Origin of the sequence: Streptomyces sp. NPDC007157 (genome assembly GCF_040634235.1) — a bacterium.
GTDB lineage: Bacteria > Actinomycetota > Actinomycetes > Streptomycetales > Streptomycetaceae > Streptomyces.
In genome coordinates, this window is the sequence record NZ_JBEYFE010000048.1 from 15,444 (window position 1) to 36,657 (window position 21,214).

A 21,214-nucleotide genomic window follows, 5' to 3' on the forward strand; every position below is an offset into this window, starting at 1 on the left:
GGTCGCGCGCTGGCTAAGGTCTGCGCGTTAAGGACCACCAGCAGCAGGAGACGCCATGCCGCCAGGGCACGCGCAGCAGGACACCGCCCAGGACCAGCCGACCGGACCCCGGCCGCTGGCTCCGCTTCCCTGCGATGTCGGGGCCGTCTTTCCGGAGTTGATCGGTACGGCGCGCGAGGTCACCCTCCTCTACCCCCGGGCCGGGCAGCCGGGATCGGGGGACAGTTCCATCGGCGGGCCATTGCTGTGGCCGGCCGACGAGCCCTGGCCGATGTGTGCCGAACCGGACCACTACAAGCCGCTCGACCCGCCCCTCGGGCCGGAGCCGGTCGCGATGGTCCCGGTGGTCCAGCTGTACGCGCGGGATGTGCCCGGCCTTGTCTTCCCCGCCGGCACTGACCTGTTGCAAATCCTGTGGTGCCCGCTCGTTCATGAGGACGGCCGGTACGCGGCCAACCCCCGGCTCCATTGGCGCAACGCGGCGCTGACGGCCGCCGGTGCCATGGCCGGGGAGCCGCCTTGCCCGCATACCGCGGACGAGGACTACCTGCCTCGCCCGTGCACCGTGTCCCCCACGCCGGCCGTGGAGTACCCCAACTGGGACCTGCCGGAGGGACTCAGCGAGTTGCTCGACCAGCGGTTCGAGGACCTGAAGAAGGAAAAGGGCTACGACTACTTCGAAGTTGCCACCACGCAACAGAGCAAGGTGGGGGGCTACCCGGGGTGGACTCAGCCGCCCGACTGGCCCGACTGCGCAGGTTGCGGCACCCGCATGGAACATCTGCTCAGCGTCACCGCGACGGAGCCGGGCATGGGCCGGTGGCTTCCTCTGAATGACTGGGCCTCCGGCCAGGATGCGACCGCGACTCCGTGCTGGATGGCCGAGGCCGATCCCGCCGCTCTCGACGCGTTCGGGCACGACATGGCTCTCGGCGACCTCGGCGGCATGTACTTCTTCGTATGTCGCACCTGCCCGGACACCCCGTACACCCACCGCTACGACTGCTGAGGCCCGTGCGCGCCCGCGATGCAGCTGGCCACCGGGCGGCCTCTCCCCTGGCGGCTGGCTGCAGGGTGCGGCTTTGTCTGGGGAATCAAGCCGAGCAACTCTGGAGCCAACCTGAGCACCTGGTGAGGAGATTCAGGGATCTGGCCGCGATTGCGTGAATGATCTTGATTGGGTGCGCAGTGCTCAGTTCTCCTGCACTCGCCGACAAGCGGTTGCAGGAGGTGGGGAACAGTTCAACAGCCGGTGACCGGGTGGGTGGCCGGGGGAGTGGTGGCCTGGAGGTCCCAGTCGGAGGGGTTGAAGGCGGAACCGCCCAGCAGTTGCACGGTGCCCTGGACGTTCCTGGCCACGGTCTTGTGCCAGTACCAAGGCCCGGTGGGGGCGGAGTTCGCGGTATCGAAGATCCAGCCCGACCTTCGCAGGGCTGACTTCAGATGCGCGACGACCTGCGCGTCCGTGCCTCCGACGGTGAACTCCAGGTTCACCGTCGGCTCGTCCCAGCCGTAAGTGGACTCCATCCCATCACAGGAGTCCCACCTCGGCTTGGTCGCGTACCTCGAAGAGATATGCGCCCCCGCCGGAGCGACGGCAAGCACCGGCTTGATCGCCGCAAGCAACCGTCCGCCCGGATCAGGATCCCCGACCGGCTGCGGCGTGCTGCTCCCGCACCCTGCCAGAACCACGACTGCCGCAGCCACGACTACTGAAGCCGCCACCCCGCGTCTCCACCCGTATGCCGTCATCCTCGGATCGTTGATCATGGCCTTCAGGACGCCCACCCACCTTATTCGGTTCCCCACGGGCCCCCTCGCACAGGGGGTGGCGGGTCCTGCTGTGCGGGGCACGGCGGCGTGGGCGCCGTAGGGGTATCGAGCCCAGCTTCAAGGCCGTCACGGAACTGCGGCCAGAGCCAGATTCAGATATTGCCATCGGCCGCACCCGTTCGGATGGCGGGGGCTGTTACATGCATTTGGACCGGTCCGTCGGCCGTGGGCGGTGCTGCCGGGCGGGGGCGGTGCTGCTGGGCCGGGGGTGGATTGCCGTGTCTGTTGCTGGTGCGGAAGCGATGAGTGGCCGGCCGTCAATTCGTCATGTTCTTGGCATGGCATGCATGCGTCTTGCGGGTGAGAGTCACCGAAATGTCCGTGATTCGTCACTTGCTTCATGGTCCGTGCACATCGTGTTCGGGGGCGGGCAAGGTGTGGGTGTGCGGCCGACCTGGCCGCCGACCCGCACAACACACCCCGCCGGCCTGCGACTTCACGTCGATGGTTCCGGGGCGTGGCTCCGAAAAAGGGGGACCTCGTGTCCGTATCTGTTTCCACCCGTCGTCTGACCGCTGCTGCTGGCGTGGCCGCCGCTGCGGTGGGTGCGCTGGCGCTGCCTGCCGCGGCCGCCGGCCAGCACCCGGCCCGCCCGCACAGTGACGTGGTCGTCAGCGCCGTCCAGTACGACTCGCCGGGACGCGTCGACCGCTCCGACCGGAGCCTGAACAGCGAGTGGGTGGACGTCACCAACACCACGCGGCGGGCGGTGCGCCTGGACGGCTGGACTTTCTCGGACGAGGCCGGCCCCACCTACACCTTCCGCCACGTCCGTCTGGACGGCAGGTCCACGGTGCGCGTCCACACCGGTGAGGGCCGCGACCGCCGGGCCGACGTCTACCAGGACCGCCGCGCGTACGTGTGGAACAACGACCGGGACACCGCGACCCTGCGTAACGACCACGGCCGGTTCGTCGACGACCTCGCGTGGGGCCACCGCGGCGACCACGGCGGCATCGCCGCGGACCGCGGTCCGGTGCCGGTGACCCCGGACTGGCACCCCAGTGGCCGGCGGTACGCCTGTCTTCGGCGTACCGCCGGCCGTCCTTTCCTACCGTCGTCCCCCTTCTGGCCCGTCACCCGCTTCCGCTGTAGTGACGGGCCAGACGCATGCCTTCAGTGGGTGAGGGTGACGATGATGGGCTGGTCGGGGCAGGCGGCCGGCTGTTCGGTGAGCGCGGTCTGCCAGGCGGGGTCGATGCTGAGCTGGTAGCGGGTTTTGTCGGCGACCCGGTCGGTGACGTAGGTGCACCAGTAGCCGGCGTACGGCGGGAGCCACTCGGTCGGGTCCTTGTCGGCCTTGCTCCTGTTGGAGGCCGCGGAGACCGCGATGAGTGCGCGGGCGTCGCCCCGTACCGCGGCCGATGGGAGACACTTTCGGCAGGTCAGCAGGCCGTGAACTGATCCCAGGCCAAGATCCGAGCCCTCGTCGAACAAGCCATGGCCACCATCAGGAACTGGCGACTCCTCCGTAAACTCCGCTGCTCCACCACCCGGATCACGGGCCTCGTCCAGGCCGTCCTCACCCTGCATCACGCCAGCTCGACTGCAGGTTGAAAAGACCTCAGTGAGTACCCCACCGGCATCTGCGTCAGCGACAACGAGATCGACGCCCTGCCCATCACCCGCCATCGCTTCCACGGCGACTGGAACTACACCCTCCACCCCCAACGTCCGATGCTCGTGGCGACTCGTTGACTCCAGCGATGGAGGTTCAACGCGGGCACGTGCTCCGTACACGTCGAGGCCACGAGCGCCTCGTGGGCCCTGGCGCAGGCGCCAAAGCCAAGCTCACCTCAGCCGACCGCGTCCTGGTCACCGTGCTCCACCTGCGAAAACTCGCGACCATGGACTTCCTGGGCCAGCTCTTCAACACCACCACCATGACCATCAGCCGCGCAGTGAAAGACGTCCGCGCGCTCCTGGAAGCCCACGGTGTTCATCTCCCCGCATCAACAGCCCGCTTCCGCACACGGGAAGACGTTGCCAGGTTCCTCGACCCCGAAAAAACCAAGATCAAACCGACTTGTTTCCCGGCAAGCCCTAAGCGCACACCTCCAGGGGCTGGTCAGGGCGGTCACCCCATCCCCACCACACGTGCCGGTCCCCGCACTGCCACACACTGCGGCAGACGCGCTTTCCGTCTTCTTTCCGCCGAGAGAGAACCATTCGCCGTTTTGGTCATCGACTGATCAAAGGTGGGGGCCACGCGGTGCTGTGCTCTGCGGCTCCATGGCGGTGACATGAGCGCGACCCATCAGCCGAGAGCGGGCATCGTCTGCGAGTGGCCGCGACGCGTGCGACAAGCGCGCTCCAAAAAGGGGTAGAAGTGGCAAAACCCTCGTAACGTACTTCTGGTCCATCGGAGACGGGAGCCCACAGTGAGCGTTCGTGTTGCGGTGATCTATTACAGCGCCACGGGAAACGTCCACCAACTCGCCGGGGCGCTGGCGGACGGTGCCGGCGCAGCTGGAGCCGAGGTACGGCTGCGGCGCGTGCATGAACTCGCGCCCGACACGGCCATCGATTCGAATCCGGCATGGCGCGCGCACGTGGACGCCACCAAGGACGCCGTACAAGAGGCGACCTTGGCGGATGTCGAGTGGGCAACGGCGTATGCGTTCGGAACGCCGACCCGCTTCGGAAACGTGGCGGCGCAGCTGAAGGAATTCATCGACCGGACCGGTCGTCTGTGGCAGGCCGGGGTCTTCAACAGCAAGCCGGCCACGAGTTTCACCTCGGCGATGAACCGGCACGGCGGGCAGGAGTCGACGCTTCTGTCCCTCAATAACGTCTTCTACCACTGGGGCTGCATCATCGTCCCGCCCGGCTACACGGATCCACTCCTCTACGCGGCGGGCGGAAACCCCTATGGCACCAGTTGGCCGAGCGGCGGCGGGGAGGGCCCTGACCAGGCGACACTGACCGCGGCCGACTATCAGGGCAGGCACCTTGTGCAGATCGCGGAACGGCTGCGCGGCTGACGCGACCGCGCTCCCGGACTCGAGGCACCGTTTAGAAGTGATCTCATCAGGTTGCCTCTGTGACGAGAGCGGTGGCCTCTCACATGCCGCGGTCTGGGCCGTACCAAGGTTCGGGGCGTTCGTCAGCGGACATCGGAAGTCGCCGCAACTGCACGGGGCCGGGGTAAAAGGCTGCGCTGTTGGGTCCGCTCATGTCTTCGCCGATGAGGTAGCGGTAGAGCCATTCCGCGAAGCTCATGCGGTGCTCTGCCCAGGTTTCGTCATAGTTCACCACGAGCCTCGGAGTGTCGGGGGCAGCGAGCAGAAAGATGGTCTCTCCTCGGGTGGTGCTCGCGATCGGCCACAGCCCGTTGCGGGTGCGGAAGCTCAGCTCGTCGAGTCCGAAGAGTCGGCGGGGGTCCTCATCCGCGTCGAGATCGACGTCGTCCCACGGCACCTCGGACCACGCCGTGATGTTGCTGCGGATGTCGCGGCCCAGGTTCCACCGCTCGGTCGCGGGGTGGGAAAGGTATAGATGTCCGTTGATCTGAATGGGGGCGAACGCGTCCACGAGGGCCCTGTAGTCGGGCCGAAGTTGTACGCAGAGTTCTATGTGGAGACGGTCCCAGGCAACCGGGTCCCCATGGCGGTTTTGGGCCGGCCCGAGCATCGCCGATGACCTTCGCAAGTCCGCGGTAGCAGATCAGAGCGGCGGCGATTCCGGCGAAGGCGAGGAAGTGTTCTGCCTTGCGTTCGTACCGACGGTGCAGGCGGCGGCATCCGGCAACCCAGGCGACCGTCCGCTCCACGGTCCAGCGATGACGTCCCAGGCGCTGGGAGGACTCGACGCCCTTGCGTGCGATGCGCGGGGTGATGTTCCGCGAGCGGAGCCACCGGCGCAGGTGGTCGTAGTCGTACCCCTTGTCGCCATGGAGCTTGGCGGGCCTTCGCCGCCGCGGTCCACGGCGTGAGCGGATGGGCGGTATCCCGCGTACGAGGGGTTCGAGCCCTTGGCTGTCGTGGGTGTTCGCGGCGGAGATCCCAATCGAGACAGGCAAACCGGTCCGCTCGGTGATCAAGTGGATCTTTGACCCCTTCTTGCCGCGGTCTACGGGATTCGGACCCGTCAGGTCCCCCCTTTCAGAGCCCGCATGTTCACCGAGTCGACCGCGCACCGGGACCAGTCCAACTCCCCGCGCCCGCCGAGTTCATCCAGAACCAGGCGGTGAAGCTTGCCCCATACCCGGGCTCGGCCCCACTCGGCGAACCGCCGATGTGCAGTTGGGTCGGAAGGGCCGAAGCCAGGTGGTAGTTGCCGCCAGGTACACCCCGCCGTGGCCACGAACAGGATCGCCGCCAGCACCTCGCGATCACCGTAGCGCCGTCGGCCACCGCCCTGCGGACGCACCGGCGCAGCCGGGACCACCCGCTGGAACAACTCCCACAATCCGTCCGGCACCAGACGTCCCACCATCGCCATCACGGCCGTCATCTTAAAGATCAATCCAGTTGAGACGATCTCTTGGAGCCGACGCGGCGCGGCATGCCGTCAGGGGTGCTGACCGGCCGGTCTCCGGCGAGTGGCGTGGCTGGTCCATTCGGCGATCGTGGGCCCGGTCGTGGAGGAGCAGTCGCCGTCGTGGGGGTGCGTCGTCGTGGTGTGGTTCGTGAGGAGGGACGGAGGAGCGGTCCCGCCGGGTGCCGGGAAGCGGGACTCCGCGATCACCTGCCGGCGGCTCGCGGAGGCCCCGCCAGGCGTGACCTGCGAACCGCTCTGATCCTCCGGTCGAACTCGTGATTGAGCAACGGCGAGAGCACACTGCCGAACCGGGCCAGGGCCCAGGTGCCCGCGTCCGGGCAGGTGACGAAGCGCTGGCGCTCGATGCCGTCCACGATGGCCGCCGCGACCCTTTCGGCCGTGAGCGGTTTGATCGTGCCGCCGACCACGCGGGTCTCCTCCGGCTTCCACCGGTTCTCGTCGTGGAGCTGCGGCGTGTCGACGTCCGGGGGAAATACGACACCGACGTGAACGTTGTGGGGGGTGAGTTCGGCCCGTATCGACTCCATCAGCCCGCGTACGGCGAACTTGGCCGGACCGTAAGCGCTGTAGCCGTATATCCCGAGCAGTCCTGCGGCGGATGAGACCGCCACCACGCTGCCGTGCCCGCGTTCCACCATGCCGGGAGCCACGGTCCGGATCGCGTACAGCGTGCCGAAGTAGTCGACCTCCATCATCTGCCGGAAGATTTCGTCCGGCAGTTCCAGGAAGTGTCCGGGGCGGGCGAGCCCTGCCGAGGTGATCAGGATGTCGCAGGGGAACCCCTGCTCGGTCTCCAGTTCGCCGATGGCGCGAGTGATGGCCTCCTGGTCGGAAACGTCGGCCGCCCTCACGGCAGCCGACAGTTCCTTCCCGGCCTCCGCCAGGCGCTCCCGCCCCCGCGCGATCAAGGACACCTTCGCCCCGCGCCCCGCCAACAGCCGGGCCGTGGCCAGGCCGATGCCGCTCGACCCGCCCGTCACGATCACATGTGCCGAACCGACATCCACCGGGCGGGTGCTCCGCAGCCTCATGCCCCGGGAGCGTATAGGGCCGCTCGATCGTTGACAGGACCTGCGACAGAACAAGCACAGCGCCGTGGCCTATTCCTGCGCCTTTACAGGACTGCCTCTGGCCGACAGGCGTGCCGTGGTCGGGCCTCCCGACGTGTGGGTCGAACTGCCCCGCCGCGACTACTGGAGTCACTACTGAGCTTCCGCCAACTTGAAGTCGCTGGTCAAGGGACTGGTATGACCGGCACTCAGGGTTCTCAGGCTGGTCGTGGGCGGGAGCCTGTGGAGTAGATCGTCTGTCAGCGGTTGACTTCGAGGTTCGTCAGAACGAGCAAGGCTCGCAGGAGGCGGGTGGCGCGGGCGGGGTCGGTGCGGAGCTTGGTGAAGGTCCGCCAGTTCTTGAGGTGTGCGAAGCCGTGTTCGACTGGCGCGCGTCCGACGGCGAGGACGCGGTTGGCGTCCTTCTGGCCTGGGGTGAGCTTGTGGGTGCGGCTGGCGTGGAAGCCGGTGACGATCACGGGGTCGGGGTACGTCGTCGTCCAAGCCGCGGAAGCCGAGGTCCGCCAGGGCGCCGAGGCCGGCGGCGCGCAGGTGGGCCAGGATGTGGTCGTGGCGGGCGGCGGTGATGTTGTGGGTGCGGCCGGGCCGTGCGGCGGATATCCAGATCAGGCGGCCGCGTTCGTCGGTCAAGCCGAGAAAGTGCAGGCCGTGATGGTGGTGTTTGCCGGAGTAGTTCCGCCGGTTGGCCTTGCCGATGCGGCGTTGGGTTGGGATGAGGGTGCCGTCGATCAGGACCACCTCCCCGCCTGTCTTAGCGACCCTCTTCAAGGCGCGGTCCAGGCACGGTGCCTGGGCTGTGAGCAGGGCGATCAGCTCGTCTCGCCAACGGCGGACGGTGGACTCGGACACGTTGTTGCCGCCGGCCATGTCGGCCAGCCGCTGATCGTGCCGCAGCACGGCCAGAACGATCACCGCGATCCGGCCGGGCAGCAGGATCCGCCACCTGTACCGTATCGCCTTCAGATGGCGGCGCAGCAGACCGGCGAGGTGGTTGACGGTGTGCGAGGACAGCGGCAGACGGCACTGGTAGACAAGCGGGCTGGTCTCCTCGGCGCGTTCTTTGATTTTCGTCACACATTTCCAACGGCCGCCGGGGGCAACGTTGTTACGCTCGCACCGGACTGCTCCGGGCGGCAACGTCCCCGGTCACAGGCGGGTGGTGAACCGGCCGTCGGGCCGTTTGCGCAGCCAGCCGCGATCAACGAGTCTGACCAGTCTCCCGCGCAGCGGTTCCAGCTTGGCCCGTACGCTGACGTCGACTCCCAGCATCTCGCCGACATGCCGGGCCATGACGGGGCCGGCGGCCTGTCGCACAGCGGCGAGGATGCGCTGGTAGCCCGGCGGGAGCATGGTCTCCTCCAGGTCCGGCTCGCGGTGCGGAATCAGCATCACCGACCGTCCACCCACCTGCCCGGGCATCGGCGCGGCTGAGGCGCGCTCGTCTGCGAGTTGTTCGCTCACCCGCTCCAGGACCCGCTCGGCGGCGGCAGGATCGTCCCGCTCGGCCCGCACCTCCGCCAACTGCTTGGCCAGCTGTTCTTCGAGTTCGTCCAGTTGCGCACGCCGCGCGGTGATCCGTTCCAGCAGCTCGGGATCCCACAGGATCCTAGAAGGCCACCCGGCCTCAGCGAGCGGGAACCGCAGAGCTGCCCGCTCCTACTCGGCGGCCTCCCGCACGTCCCTCACCCGCGCTGGCTGTCGGCGCCCTCGCGTCGCCGTCGATTCACGTAGTGGTGCAGGCCGTCTCCCAAAGCCATCCGGCTGCCGAGAAAGCGACCTGGATTGGCGAGCAGGTTCCGTCGGTCTCGACGTCGGAGCGACGGTGAAGGCGCCCCACACCGGATCGTCCACCCGGCGCCCTTGAAGGGCGAGTGCCGTACGCCGGGCCGCATCCACGCTGGAGAACGTCATGCTTCGTGATCGGGGTCGAGCACCACCATGAACCTGTTGCCTTCCGGATCCGTCATCAGGGCGTGCATGCAATCGTGAGGTTCCACGAGAGAGGCGCCCTTGGCGATCAGCGTCTGAACCTGTTCGGCGATCGTTCCGACAAGGACGGTGACGACCGGTAGCACAGCAGGAGATTTCGCTTCGCCGACGCTGTGCCCACCCCAACCCGGGATGCCGCCCCAGAACCTGATCATTTTCTCTGGGTCTACTGCTTCAAAATGAACGTGCATGCTGCTGTCTCACTTTCATCTGTGCGACCGAAGGCGAAAACGGCCTACCGAATCATTCCGGAAGGCCGTTGCGGGTGAACGGACTTCAGCAGTCGATCACGGTGTTGCCCGTGTCTGCGATTCCGGGTTCGCTGAAGCGTCCGTTGTATTCGACCTGCAAGGTCACCTGAGTGTTGTACGTCTCCCTTTCTCCATCATGCACGCACGTGAGCCCTGGAGTGGTGTAGCGCCCGCTGCACCTCGTCCACCCGCTGTCCTTGTGCTTCCACGCGCGCCAGTACCGTCGCGCACGTACTCCTGAAGATCGACCGGGACCCGGCATTGGTCGGGTGCCGGAGTTGAGCAACCCGTGTAATGGCCCTGGGCGTACAGCGGGCCGCCATGGGTGACCTGGAACGGCTTCTCACCCTGGAACGTGCACCACACTGGAAAGGCAGCAGTCTTCGCGACGGCCCTTCCCGTGCTGCCGCTCGGAGCAGCCGACGCCGCGGCAGCCGGCACCAGCAGGGCCCCCGCCGCGAGAAACGCAGCCCGGAGCAGCTCGGCGCCACCGCCGCACCCCTGCGCATCGCCATCCTCGACACCATGACCGCCCTCGACCAGCGCCTGGTCGACCCGGCCGACATCATCGCCGACCACTTCCAACGACCCGCCGTGACCCGCGCCGTACGGGCGGCCGGCCCCGGCGACGACTTCGCCCTCCAGCTCCGCGCCCTGATTCTCAAGGACGAGGCCGACGGGATCTCGGAGGGGCGCTGTTCACGAGTTTTGACGGCACTGTGGTGCTTGCCAGGACACCATGGGGATGTACCTCGGTACAGGGGCTGGTCATACTGCTTTGTTGAGAGCAGGTTCTAATACCGATCCAGGCGGTGCGCGTACGGAGTCGGCAGAGACTGCGTGCCGCCTCTGGGGAACCAAGCCGTGCAAAGATCCCAGTACCGTTCGGGGACCGACATGCCGTGCACGTACGCGTCATCAGTCGACCAGTAGCCAAGAAGTAGCCGGATGAGCGCCTTGTCATCGGGGAACAGATCGCCGCTTCGCAGCGCGTCGAACGCCTTGTCGTAGACCTTGTCCGACTGCTGCACGGCAGCCCGGCGCCGCAGCTCGGGCTCGAGCTTCCGCACCAGGGACGAGCGGTTCAAGACGGCAGCCATCATCCCGCCGCTCGGCGGAAATCTCTGCTGGTAGGTGCAGCCCATATGGCGAGCCACTCGGCCGGTGAGGCTGTCGGCCGGCTCCCGCACTGTGAATTCGCTCAGACGCCGTTTCCAGCAGGTTCGGGCGATGGCCATGAGCAGCAGGCGTGTCGCGGCGGCATTCTCGGCCACCAGTTCGTCCACGGTCAGCGAACCCAAGGGGTCGCCGAACGCTCGGCCCTCCAGCACGGCATAGCCGGCGGCAGCACCATCGGTCTGCAGGACTAGGGTCTGCGACCCAGGCTTCCACGTGGCCTGGGGGATGAGCCGGTTCCAGCCTGCGGGCCGTGCGTGGGTCCAGGGCCGCTGGGCGTGCGCGGTGTTGTACATACGGATCATCGCCGGAAGATCGGCCGGAGAGCTGCTGCGGATGCCCGAGACGTCCGTGCCCAGATCGTCTCCCGCCGCCTGTTCGACGTTGCGCACGGGGATGACCAGGTGCCCTTCGGCGACGGCGCCGACGAAACCGAACTTCTCGTACACCCCCTCGATACCGTTGGATACGAGAGCGACGTCCACCCGCTGTGCCATGCCAGCCAACGCCTGGCGGAGGAGCCGACTCATGTGTCCCTGACGTCGGAACCCGGGCTGGGTTTCCACGCCACCGATGCCTTCTGCGGAGACGGCCACCGCACCGAATCGCAATTGGAAGGAGAGCACCTCCAGCTCGGCTACCGGTTCGCCTCCAGCGGTCTGCAACCGGCAGTAACGCACTCGCAGACTGCGCACTTCCTGATCCGCGAGTTCGGTGTAGGCGACCCTTGGCTCATGGTCCGACATGGAAGGTCCTCGGCCTTTTGATCGCACGGCGGTGCCGTCGTTTCCCGCGAACATCAGCGATGTCCTTACCTGCCCACTGCTGCTGAAACCTGTAAACAGACGCTGTCACTAAAAGTGAACAAAGCCAGACTGCCGTACAGTAACTGGTCGACGGATGCGAGCGACTCGCCCGCGCGCTGAACACCTACGCTCCGCCCAGCCCCCTCGACACCACCGCGCACGGGATGACGCTGCCGTTCCTCCGTGCCTGCCGGGCGTACCTCGACGCCGAGTCCGAACGGCACTTCGGGTCATACAGCCCCTACGGGAGCGGCCTGCTCTCCCGCCTTGCCGCAAGGTGACGTGGCGCTGTCCCAGCCGAGCACCACGGCCGCCCGCCGGGCGCCCAGCCCGTCGTCTCCGGCCTCCGCCGCAGCGGCCATCACCGCCTGGTAGTCCACCGACAGGTCTTCGACCCCGGCCGCGTTCTCCCGATGCGGCACTCCACGGGGCGGGCCTACCGGCCTCCTCGGCGACGCACCGCCGACCGCCACGGCGGGTGCTTCCTCCTCGGCCAGTGCCTCCAGATACTGCTCGAGCCCGATCACCCGGCGTCTGAGGACCTCCTCGGCGTCCGTCAAGTCCGCCCGCACCCGCTCAAGTTCGGCTTCGATTTCCTCCACCATCGCGGTCTTCCGCCGCGCCTCCAGAACCGCCCGCATTGACGGCATCTGACACCCCCACGGGATCAGCAACGAGTCGATGCTGCCGCGATCGCGCCAATCCCATGTCTGACCAGCGGAATCCGCACACGGAGTTCGGAAAGAGAACGACCTCTAAGCTTGAGTTTTAACCTCCGTGCCCGTGCGGGGGAGGCTGTCGTGGCGTCCTGGCAGACTGCCCGCCATGGACATTGAAGTGTTCTGGGGTGCGCTCGACGCAGCCAAGGACGGTGACAAGCCGTTCGACGTGGCCGTCGTCGACCATCTGTCGGCCCTGCCCGCGGAAGAAATCCTCGCTTTCGAACACCGCTTTTCCCGTCTGCGCGATGCGGTCTACCGCTGGGAGGTCTGGGCGGCCGCCTACCTCATCGGCGGGGGCTGCTCCGATGACCGGTTCAGCGACTTCGCGGCGGGTCTGGTGGCGCTCGGACGTGAGTGGTACGAACGGGCAGCTGCCTGCCCTGACTCACTCGCCGAGTATCCTGCCGTACGCATCGCGGCGGCCGACGGGGACCAGGACGTCATCTTCGATGAAGACTTCAACTTCGCAGCGTCCAGGGCGTATGAGCGACTGACCGGTGACTCGGATGTCTTTTGGGAGGACTGGTCGGCATACACCGACGCTCGCGCCACCGAAGCGGAGGCCAGCGAGGGCATGGGCGAGCCGTTCGACTTCGGAGATGACCAGCAGATGCGCCGACGTCTACCGCGGCTGGCTGCGCTCCATCTCGGTCCTGGGCCAGACTGATGCACTCGAGGACCACGCAGGTTCCGGCACCTCCGCGTGACGGGCGCCGTATCGGCCGGTGTCTCATAACCCAGGCGCCGGCCGAGCAGGGCCGGAGGAGTCGCCGCTCATCAGGAGCTTTGCCCCCTCAACAAACACCAAGGGCTGGTCTGAGGTTAAAACTCAAGCTAAGGGCTTGCAGACCATTAACCCGTCGTCTTGATCTCGTCGTGGGCTCGCCGGTTTGGGTGAGGACCCGGGCCTGGAGGGCCGCAAGGACGGCGGGGGCGTCGTCGCGGGTGGGATGACGATGCCGTGCGCCTCGAGCAGTTTCCTGTTCTTCAGAAGGGTGCGGTGCATCGCGGTCCGGCTGCTGCCGAACAGTACGGCGAGAGGTTCCGCAGCCAGGGCGACCCGCAGATGCCTGTACGAGGGCTTTACGTTAGGAGTTCTAAGCGGGTCCGGCGGAGTCCGCTGCGGTTCGGCAGCGCCCCGAAGGGGCGCGGGGAACTGCGCGACCAGCCACGATGGCGCCGCAGTCGGCAGACTGCAGATCGCGGCACTTCCAGCGGAGCGCTTAGCTAGAAGTCAGCACCACGTGAGCACGGAGAACGCAGAGGGGGCCGAACTCGCGTCGCCTCTGTCCACCCCAGGCGTGATCACCCCAGCACCGGACCGGGACAGGACAGGAGTGGGCGGACGAGGCCATAAGAAGCCGGCGGTGAGCACGAACCTTCGGCCCGGCCCGGCGCCGGGGGGGGGGGGCTGCCACCCGCCGCCCGAAGGTGAAAGGAGCAACCGCGTCACGTGGGGTGGATTGTGTGGTTTGATGCGCGGGCTGCGACCGCGCGCCGCGTCCTTCCGTATGAGGAGGCCGCCTGAGGCGCCGGGCGGCTCGGGGGAGGGTGGTCGCGTGGGGAGCGCGGTCGCGGGGGCTTCATGTACCGGGCATCGGAGGGGGTTTTCGTCGTGGGTGCTGACAGACGCGGCGGCATACGGAGGAGAAGGTCCGGGTGGCGCGGGCTGGTCCTCGCGGTGGCGGGCGCGCTGACGGCGGGGCTGATCGGCGTGGGCGTCCCGCAGGCGCAGGCCAGCGAGACTACCGGGTCGGTGGACTCGCTCCGGACCGGCTGGGACCAGGGTGAGGGAGGCCTTGGCGCGGCGGACGTGCGGTCGTCCTCGTTCGGGCAGTTGTGGAAGGCCCCGACGCAGCTGGACGGGCAGATCTACGCGCAGCCGATCGTGGTCGGCGCCACGGTGGTGGCGGTCACCGAGAACAACGTGGCCTACGGCCTGGACCGGACCACCGGCGCCGTGCTGTGGCAGCGGAACTTCGGGCCCGCGTGGCCGGCCGCGACGCTCAGCTGCGGCGACCTGGCGCCGAACATCGGCAGCACCGGCACGCCGGTGTACGACCCGGCGAGCGGCGCGGTCTACCTGACGACCAAGGTCGACGACGGCCCGAACCCCCTGAACCCGCACTGGTACATGCACGCGCTCGACCCGGTCACCGGCGCGGAGAAGCAGGGCTTCCCCGTGACGATCCAGGGCTCGGCGTCCAACGACCCGAGCCAGTCGTTCCTGCCCGCGTACGAGATGCAGCGGCCGGGACTGCTCCTGCTCGACGGGGTCGTGTACGCGGGCTTCGGCGGGCACTGCGACGCCAAGCCGTACCGCGGCTACGTGGTCGGCGTCAGCACCACGTCGCCCTCGGTGACGTCGATGTGGGCGGCGGAGACCGGCGCCAGCAACAGCGGCGCCGGCATCTGGCACTCCGGCGGCGGGCTGGTCTCCGACGGTCCCGGCCGGATCTTCGTGGCCACCGGCAACGGCGTCAGCCCGGCGCCCGGTGCGGGCAGTTCGCCGCCCGGCACGCTCGCGGAGTCCGTGGTTCGGCTCCAGGTGCAACCCGACCAGAGCCTGAAGGCCACGGACTTCTTCAGCCCGTCCAACGCGCCGACGCTCGACCAGCTCGACACCGACCTCGCCTCCGGCGGCCCGGTGGGCCTGCCGGACAGCTTCGGCACCGCCTCCCACCCGCATCTGCTGGTGCAGCAGGGCAAGGACGGCCGGGTGTTCCTGCTGGACCGCGACCACCTCGGCGGGCGCTCGCAGGGCCCCGGCGGAACGGACGCGGTCGTCGGCGTCACCGGGCCGCTGAAGGGCCAGTGGGGCCACCCCGCGGTCTGGGGCGGTGACGGCGGCTACGTGTACGTCGTCGGCAACGGCGGCTCGCTGACTGCGCTGCACCGCGGCGTGACCGCCAAGGGCGACCCGGCGCTGAGCGTCGCGGGCGCGAGCCAGGACTCCTTCCCCTACACCAGCGGCTCGCCGGTGGTCACCTCCGACGGGACACGCTCGGGCAGCGCCCTGGTGTGGGTCGTGTGGTCGGGCGGCCCGACGGGAGTCAACGCCCAACTGCGCGCCTACAACCCGGTGCCGGACGCGAACGGCGTCCTGAAACTGGTGTGGTCCGCGCCGATCGGCACCGCGCCGAAGTTCGCCGTCCCCGCGACCGACGGCAACCAGGTCTTCGTCGGGACACGGGACGGCAAGGTCTACGCGTACGGCAACCCGGTGGGCAGCCCGCTCAGGGGCGGACCGGTCGACTTCGGGACGGCGCAGGTCGGCGGCACGGTGCGTGCCGACGTCGTCCTGACGGAGAACCAGAACCCGTCCAGGGCGCTGGCGATCAGGTCGGTGAGCGTCGAGGGCCCATTCACAGCGGACACCTCGTCGCTGCCGGCCTCGATCGCGGCCGGCGGGCAGCTCACCGTGCCGGTCACGTTCAGGCCGACCTCGGTCCTGGGCGCGAGCGGCACGCTCACCGTCGCCACGGGCGCGGGCACGTTCGCGCTGAGCCTGCACGGCGTCGGCACCAAGGCCGGGCTGGCCGCGTTCCCCGGCACGGTGTCCTTCGACAACCAGCCGACGGGAACCGCGGCCACCGCGAACGTCCAGGTGACCAACACCGGCACCGTGCCGGAGACCATCACCTCCGTCGCCTCGCCCACCGGGCCGTTCAGCGCGGACAACCTGCCGAGCGCCGACCCGGCGGATCCGACGGTCGTCCCGGCCCAGGGTTCGGTCGTGCTCCGCGTCGGCTACGCGCCCACGACCACCGGCCGGCACTCCTCGTCGATCACGCTGACGAGCACCAGCGGCACGCTGACCATCCCGGTCGAGGGCAACGCGATCAGCGGCAAGGGCCACCTGCTGCTCACTCCCTCGTCGCTGGCGTTCGGCGGGGTCACCCGCGGCACGTCGGTCACCAAGTCGTTCACCATCACGAACTCCGGGAACGTTCCGGTCACGATCACCAAGGCGAAGGCGCCGGCCGGCGTGTTCACCAGCGCGGACCCGCTGCCCGAGGGCCTGGTCATCGGTCCCGAGCAGAGCGTGCGGCAGACCGTGACCTTCTCGCCGACCGCCGTCGGGGCCCGGTCGGCGTCCTACGAGATCACCGGCGACGCCGGGCAGGGCGCGATGCTGGAGACGGTCAGCGGCACGGGCACCCCGCCGCCGGCGCAGCTCGGCACCCTGCTGGCGCGGGACACCTCCGGCACGCTGTGGCAGTACCACGGCACGGGCGTGACGGCGTCGCCACTCGCACGGCGCCTCGGCGTGGGCCCCGGCTGGAACACGTACAACCTGATCACCAGCGTCTCGCGGGTGATGTCGGACGGCAGCGGCTCGGTCGTCGCCCGCGACGCCACGGGCACGCTGTGGCTGTACCAGGGGACCGGAAAGGCGGCGGCTCCGTTCGCGGCCCGAAGGAAGGTCGGGCCGGGCTGGGGCGCCTACACCTCGCTGACCGGTACGGGCGACCTCACCGCCGACGGCAGGGCCGACCTGGTCGCACGCGACACCAAGGGCAAACTCTGGCTCTACCGCGGCACCGGCAACGCCACCACCCCCTTCGCCGCCCGCATCCTGATCGGCGGAGGCTGGAACACCTACAAAGCGCTGACCGGCGCGAGCGACGTGACGGGGGACGGCAGGGCCGACCTCGTGGCCCGTGACACCCAGAGCCGCCTGTGGCTGTACCGCGGCACCGGCAAGGCCACCGCTCCCTTCGCCGCCCGCACCCTGATCGCCGGCGGCTGGAAGACCTACAACGCGTTCGCTGGACCGCGTGACGTCACCGGCGACGGCAAGGCCGACCTGCTGGCGCGCGACACCGCGGGCGAGCTGTGGCTCTACCGCGGCACCGGCAACGCCGCGGCCCCGTACGCGGCGCGCGTCAACGTCGGGCCCGGCTGGAAGATCTACAACTCCCTGATCTGAGCTAACGGCCCCAGGGAACGACGGGCGGCGTGGCTGTGTCGCTTCGAAGTCCGAGGAGGTCCAGCAACTGGGGTGGATTCCGCGGGCCACGAGGACGGTGGGCGGGTCGGTGGCGCTGCCGCTGCGCAGTTGGAGTTGACCCAGGTGACAAAGGATCATGCGGCCGGTCGACGGTATCGCGACCGTCGACCAGGCCCTGAACCGTCAACGCGCACGCATCAAAGGATCAGCAGCCAACTTCACCAAAGCCGCTTAGAGCTCGTTACAGAATGAGCCGTCCGCGACCGGCCGGTTTTCCGGCCCGTCCCTCTTTCCCAGGTCCAGCAACCTACCCATCGCCGACCGTTAGCCGCTTGGATAGGCTCCGCGGGGAACCCTTCAGGAGGTGTCATGGCGAAGGTCACCATCAGCCTGGACAGCGATCTGGCCATCGAGGTCATGCTGCTGGCCGGTACCAGGAGCCCGCAGGACGCCGTCGAGTTGATCGTCCGCGACTACCTGGCACGGGGTCACCGCACCGAGGCTCGCGCCGGCAACGCCGCCGACCAGGATCGCCTCGCCGACCGGCGGTCAGCGCCGGAAGAGGGCCGATGAGCACTTCAGGTGAGATCGGCGTGTCGGCTGGTGGGTGAAGGTCCTTCTGGGCAGGGTCCGGCTGGTGTCTATCGATCTTGTCCCCGACGACCTGTGGGAGCGAATAGCTCCACTCCTGCCAGAGCGGCCGCCCCGACGCCACCGTCATCCCGGACGGCTGCCTGTGCCGGACCGGGTTGCGCTGGCGGGCATCGTGTACGTGCTGCGCAAGGGAGTGGCCTGGCGCGACGTACCAGTCCAGGTCGTCGGATGCTCGGGGGTAACCTCCTGGCGTCGGCTGCGGGAGTGGACGGAAGCTGGCGTCTGGCCTCGCCTTCATGAGGCACTCCTAGCCGAACTGCGGGCAACCGGCCTGCTGGACATGGACGATACGGCCATCGACGGCTCCCACATCAGGGCCCTCAAAGGGGGGCTCACGTCGGCCCTTCACCCGTCGACCGCGGTCGCCCCGGCTCCAAGCACCATGTGATCGTCGACCGCCACGGCACGCCCCTGGCCGTCTCCCTGACCGGCGGGAACCGGCATGACATCACACAGTTGATCCCCCTGCTGGACGCGATACCCCGCATCAGAGGGGTGCGCGGACGTCCCCGCAACCGACCCAAACGGCTCTTCGCCGACCGGGGCTACGACTACGACAAGTACTGCCACCTGCTGCGGAAACGCGGCATTAGACCTCTGATCGCCCGACGCGGCGTTGCCCACGGCTCCGGCCTTGGCCGCACCCGCTGGGTCGTCGAGCGGACCTTCGCCTGGCTCCATGAGTTCAAACGACTCCGTGTCCGCTACGAGCAACGAGCCGACCTCCACCAGGGACTACTCGAACTCGCCTGCAGCATCATCTGCCTTCGACGGCTCCGCAAGTCATTCTGAAATGATCAGTAAGAAGCCCCCGCCCCGCAGCCGACGCGCAAAGGCCCCGTACCTGCACTGACCAGCCAAATCAGCGCCAGACTCATCAGTGATCACTGATGCGATGTGGAGCAGGATCTAGTCAACACCTCCCACACCACGGGGGAACCTCCCTGAGGCAGCGTGGATGATTGCTGGTGCCGTGACCTCGGCCGGTGATAGGCGTTATTGGGGATGGCACGCGTGCACCGGTGTGTCCCGTGGTTCCCCGGCTGCTTTCCTCGGCTCAAGCTGGGGAACCACGACGCGTTTCGCCCCGGTGACCGACTGCCTAGCAGACGGCCCCTGGTTTCCCCTCAGAGACCAGGGGCCATCGAAGTCAGGCAGCAACATCCACTGAGCCCGGGCACCGCCGTCCGGGCTTGCGGCCGGCCAACGGACCGGGACAGAAGGCAGGTCTGCGCGCTGGACGGGTGGGGCTGCCGGACCTGGCACCCAACCACGGTGCTCTACCCGGTCCGGCAGCCCGGAGCGCGATGCCGAAGGCATCTGCGGGCCCTGACGAGGGCTGAAATCCGTGATGCACCGGGTGGTCAGCGAGTTGGATGTCCGGTCGTGCAGCGGCACCAAGTGTCGGCCTCAGCCGGCATGTACCGACTGCGGAGGTACCAGTGCAGCCTCTGCGGGGGTCGGAGTCTGTGTCCCCCTGGCGTCGGCCCACGGAACAACTCGCCGCGACAGCTGTCCCAAGTACCGGTAGAAGCGGTCCGGAAGGAACACGGCGTCCGCGACGATCATCGCACCGGAGAAGAGCGGCAGGCCCAGGAAGACCGCGATCCCCAGGTGCATGCCCAACAGCATCGTCAGGACGGGGTACTTGAGCCTGCCGAACAGGACGAACGGGAAGGCCACCTGCAACAGCACCGTCAGGTAGCAGGTGATGGCGATCAGTACGTCGTGTTCGTCCGCCATGGCGGAGAGCGCGGGCCAGGGCTGGAACAGGTCGAGATTCAGGGCGTAATGGAGGGCGGTGCCGTTGCCCCAGGAAGCGCCCTGCACCTTGTACAGGCCCGCGGATCCGTAGAGGAAGCAGACCTGGGCGGCGATGACGAGCATGCCGCAGTTGTGCAGCACGGTGATCACTGTCAGGCGCGCGTCGCGGAGGTGGCGTCGCAGCTCGCCGGACGCCTGGTCCAGCGGAAGCCGGACTGCCTTGCCGGCGGATGCCCGCAGCCCGGCCCTGCGCGCGTCGAGGGACCAGCGTCGGCCGCACGCGGTGACGACGAGGTAGAGGGCCATGAGGAGGATGAGGTTGTCCCCGCCGTCCGTCATGAAGATCGCCCTGGCGTGGAACGACGTCACTACGATCGCGAAGAGCACGGACACCGCTCTGGTCCGCCAGCCCAGCATGAACAGTGCGGAGATGACGATGGCCGCCGCGTAGCAGACTTCGAAGTAGGCCCGACTGTCGGACAGGGTGAGGATGCTGGCCCACCCGGTCTGGTCGAAGAGCTGCTTGGCCAGTGTCGGCGTCCACGGTGAGCCGGGACCCCAGATCTCGTCGCGGTGAGGGAACTCGCGCAGCAGGAAGGCGAAGTAGAGGAACCCGTACCCGATGCGCAGAACCGCCGCGGCGTACAGGGAGATCGGCTGCTCCAGCAGGAGCGTGAGGAGCGCGGCGACCCGGGCCCGCATGTGCCGCGGCGTGTGTGTGCCCGCCCGCACCGCGCCGTGTCCGGGGCGCGTCGGCGTGGTTGCCGGGGCCGATGTCTGCTCAGCCTGTGGCATGGCGGGCCACCTTCCACCAGGGCAGGTAACGGGTGTCGGCGGGCAGTGGTCCGGCCGAGCCGGGACCGGGACCGCCCGCTGCCGGCGCCGCGGCGATGGGCAGGGTGATCACCCTCAGCTGGATGGACTCGAATACGTTGTGGTGATGGGCGGCGAGACGATCCGCTGCGATGTTGCGCAGGTACTGCTGGATCATCAGAGCGCGTTGTGAGTGCGGATGGTCGTCGCCGCCGTGTGTTTCGAGGTAGGAGGTCCAGGCCCTGCGCAGCATGTTCTGTGCTGTGTGGCTCGGGAAGGGGTCGTGTTCCACGGCGGCTGTGTCGACGGCGGTCAGGTCGAACCAGCCGCTGACCACGGCGGTGCCGTCCGGGGCGGTGTGGGCGGTCCTCGCCGAGATCTGCCGGTTGACCGACTCCGGGTCCGGGGCGAAGAGCCGCCAGTTCTGCTCGAACAACGGGAAGACCCAGGCGTTGACCTGTCGGCTGTACTGCCGGGAGACGGGATTCGGCGGTGCCACCTGCAGGAACACCAGGAGCACATGCACCAGGGCCGCCGCCAGGCACAGAACCACGGCGACATGTACTCCGGCCTTCAGAGCGACGGGCGGTTCTGAAGACGCTGGGAACGCGGTCGGTCTCCCGTTTCCCTTCTGCGCGGGCGGCCTGGCGCCCGCCTGGTCCGATTCGTCGGCGTCCGC

General features: G+C 68.3%; 17 protein-coding genes and 7 pseudogenes. 11 read left to right on the forward strand and 13 right to left on the reverse strand.

What is annotated here, in order from left to right; genetic code table 11:
* Nucleotides 1-55: 55 nt before the first annotated feature.
* Nucleotides 56-1,009, forward strand: a complete 954-nt coding sequence (locus ABZ642_RS44765; protein ID WP_360496996.1) for a hypothetical protein — start codon at nucleotides 56-58, stop codon at nucleotides 1,007-1,009.
* 233 nt (nucleotides 1,010-1,242) lie between these two features.
* Here ABZ642_RS44765 and ABZ642_RS44770 read toward each other — a convergent pair whose 3' ends face one another.
* The gene (locus ABZ642_RS44770) at nucleotides 1,243-1,527 is read right to left on the reverse strand and encodes a hypothetical protein (protein ID WP_360496999.1); all 285 of its coding nucleotides are present in this window, start codon (nucleotides 1,525-1,527) and stop codon (nucleotides 1,243-1,245) included.
* Nucleotides 1,528-2,314: 787 nt separating this feature from the next.
* Here ABZ642_RS44770 and ABZ642_RS44775 point away from each other — a divergent pair.
* Nucleotides 2,315-2,773: pseudogene (locus ABZ642_RS44775) on the forward strand (lamin tail domain-containing protein); the annotation flags it as partial.
* Between the two features lie 176 nt (nucleotides 2,774-2,949).
* Here ABZ642_RS44775 and ABZ642_RS44780 read toward each other — a convergent pair.
* Complete coding sequence (locus tag ABZ642_RS44780) at nucleotides 2,950-3,270, reverse strand: hypothetical protein (protein WP_360497040.1); 321 nt, start codon at nucleotides 3,268-3,270, stop codon at nucleotides 2,950-2,952.
* Here ABZ642_RS44780 and ABZ642_RS44785 point away from each other — a divergent pair.
* The 4 genes and pseudogenes from ABZ642_RS44785 to wrbA all read left to right on the forward strand — a co-directional run.
* Nucleotides 3,184-3,390: pseudogene (locus ABZ642_RS44785) on the forward strand (transposase family protein); the annotation flags it as partial. The gene ABZ642_RS44780 and the pseudogene ABZ642_RS44785 sit on opposite strands and share 87 nt — an antisense overlap.
* Before the next feature lie 3 nt (nucleotides 3,391-3,393).
* Nucleotides 3,394-3,531 (forward strand): annotated as a pseudogene (locus tag ABZ642_RS44790) (ISAzo13 family transposase); the annotation flags it as partial.
* Between the two features lie 149 nt (nucleotides 3,532-3,680).
* The gene (locus ABZ642_RS44795) at nucleotides 3,681-4,025 is read left to right on the forward strand and encodes a hypothetical protein (protein ID WP_360497002.1); all 345 of its coding nucleotides are present in this window, start codon (nucleotides 3,681-3,683) and stop codon (nucleotides 4,023-4,025) included.
* 189 nt (nucleotides 4,026-4,214) lie between these two features.
* Complete coding sequence (gene wrbA / locus ABZ642_RS44800; RefSeq protein WP_360497005.1) at nucleotides 4,215-4,817, forward strand: NAD(P)H:quinone oxidoreductase; 603 nt, start codon at nucleotides 4,215-4,217, stop codon at nucleotides 4,815-4,817.
* 79 nt (nucleotides 4,818-4,896) lie between these two features.
* Here the strand turns inward: wrbA and ABZ642_RS44805 are convergent, their stop codons facing one another.
* From ABZ642_RS44805 to ABZ642_RS44830, 6 genes and pseudogenes are all read right to left on the reverse strand, one after another.
* The gene (locus ABZ642_RS44805) at nucleotides 4,897-5,367 is read right to left on the reverse strand and encodes an SMI1/KNR4 family protein (protein WP_360497043.1); all 471 of its coding nucleotides are present in this window, start codon (nucleotides 5,365-5,367) and stop codon (nucleotides 4,897-4,899) included.
* Between the two features lie 121 nt (nucleotides 5,368-5,488).
* A pseudogene (locus ABZ642_RS44810) lies at nucleotides 5,489-6,270 on the reverse strand (IS5 family transposase); the annotation flags it as partial.
* A gap of 248 nt (nucleotides 6,271-6,518) precedes the next feature.
* The gene (locus tag ABZ642_RS44815; RefSeq protein WP_360497007.1) at nucleotides 6,519-7,367 is read right to left on the reverse strand and encodes an SDR family oxidoreductase; all 849 of its coding nucleotides are present in this window, start codon (nucleotides 7,365-7,367) and stop codon (nucleotides 6,519-6,521) included.
* Between the two features lie 278 nt (nucleotides 7,368-7,645).
* Nucleotides 7,646-7,864, reverse strand: coding sequence for a transposase family protein (locus ABZ642_RS44820; protein WP_360497010.1), 219 nt, complete (start codon nucleotides 7,862-7,864; stop codon nucleotides 7,646-7,648).
* A pseudogene (locus ABZ642_RS44825) lies at nucleotides 7,791-8,273 on the reverse strand (transposase family protein); the annotation flags it as partial. The gene ABZ642_RS44820 and the pseudogene ABZ642_RS44825, both read right to left, overlap by 74 nt.
* Before the next feature lie 1,040 nt (nucleotides 8,274-9,313).
* Entirely contained in the window at nucleotides 9,314-9,550 is a 237-nt protein-coding gene (locus ABZ642_RS44830; RefSeq protein ID WP_360497012.1) for a VOC family protein, read from the reverse strand.
* Between the two features lie 390 nt (nucleotides 9,551-9,940).
* Here ABZ642_RS44830 and ABZ642_RS44835 point away from each other — a divergent pair, with 390 nt between their 5' ends.
* Nucleotides 9,941-10,444, forward strand: a complete 504-nt coding sequence (locus tag ABZ642_RS44835; RefSeq protein WP_360497015.1) for a hypothetical protein — start codon at nucleotides 9,941-9,943, stop codon at nucleotides 10,442-10,444.
* Here ABZ642_RS44835 and ABZ642_RS44840 read toward each other — a convergent pair.
* Both ABZ642_RS44840 and ABZ642_RS44845 read right to left on the reverse strand, forming a co-directional pair.
* Nucleotides 10,441-11,568, reverse strand: a complete 1,128-nt coding sequence (locus ABZ642_RS44840; RefSeq protein ID WP_360497018.1) for a GNAT family N-acetyltransferase — start codon at nucleotides 11,566-11,568, stop codon at nucleotides 10,441-10,443. The two genes, ABZ642_RS44835 and ABZ642_RS44840, sit on opposite strands and share 4 nt — an antisense overlap.
* Nucleotides 11,569-11,909: 341 nt before the next feature.
* A pseudogene (locus tag ABZ642_RS44845) lies at nucleotides 11,910-12,269 on the reverse strand (hypothetical protein); the annotation flags it as partial.
* A 184-nt stretch (nucleotides 12,270-12,453) separates the two neighbouring features.
* Between ABZ642_RS44845 and ABZ642_RS44850 the strand changes: the two are divergent.
* Complete coding sequence (locus tag ABZ642_RS44850) at nucleotides 12,454-13,017, forward strand: DUF4240 domain-containing protein (RefSeq protein WP_360497021.1); 564 nt, start codon at nucleotides 12,454-12,456, stop codon at nucleotides 13,015-13,017.
* Between the two features lie 232 nt (nucleotides 13,018-13,249).
* Here the strand turns inward: ABZ642_RS44850 and ABZ642_RS44855 are convergent.
* Nucleotides 13,250-13,419: pseudogene (locus ABZ642_RS44855) on the reverse strand (ISAzo13 family transposase); the annotation flags it as partial.
* A gap of 546 nt (nucleotides 13,420-13,965) precedes the next feature.
* On the opposite strand from ABZ642_RS44855, the gene ABZ642_RS44860 reads away from it, so the two are divergent.
* From ABZ642_RS44860 to ABZ642_RS44870, 3 genes are all read left to right on the forward strand, one after another.
* A complete protein-coding gene (locus ABZ642_RS44860; RefSeq protein ID WP_360497024.1) occupies nucleotides 13,966-17,283 on the forward strand; it encodes a choice-of-anchor D domain-containing protein in 3,318 nt (1,105 codons plus the stop codon).
* Between the two features lie 390 nt (nucleotides 17,284-17,673).
* The gene (locus ABZ642_RS44865) at nucleotides 17,674-17,877 is read left to right on the forward strand and encodes a hypothetical protein (protein ID WP_030677427.1); all 204 of its coding nucleotides are present in this window, start codon (nucleotides 17,674-17,676) and stop codon (nucleotides 17,875-17,877) included.
* Between the two features lie 64 nt (nucleotides 17,878-17,941).
* Nucleotides 17,942-18,750, forward strand: a protein-coding gene (locus tag ABZ642_RS44870) for an IS5 family transposase (RefSeq protein WP_360497027.1) whose coding sequence is annotated in 2 segments (ribosomal slippage) — nucleotides 17,942-18,281 and nucleotides 18,281-18,750 — 810 coding nt in all. Because the reading frame shifts where the segments join, the coding sequence is not laid out codon by codon here.
* A gap of 618 nt (nucleotides 18,751-19,368) precedes the next feature.
* Here ABZ642_RS44870 and ABZ642_RS44875 read toward each other — a convergent pair.
* Nucleotides 19,369-20,424, reverse strand: a complete 1,056-nt coding sequence (locus ABZ642_RS44875; protein ID WP_360497038.1) for an HTTM domain-containing protein — start codon at nucleotides 20,422-20,424, stop codon at nucleotides 19,369-19,371.
* Nucleotides 20,425-20,503: 79 nt separating this feature from the next.
* Nucleotides 20,504-21,088: a DUF5819 family protein gene (locus ABZ642_RS44880; RefSeq protein WP_360497030.1), complete on the reverse strand. Its 585-nt coding sequence runs from the start codon at nucleotides 21,086-21,088 to the stop codon at nucleotides 20,504-20,506.
* Nucleotides 21,089-21,214: the final 126 nt, after the last annotated feature.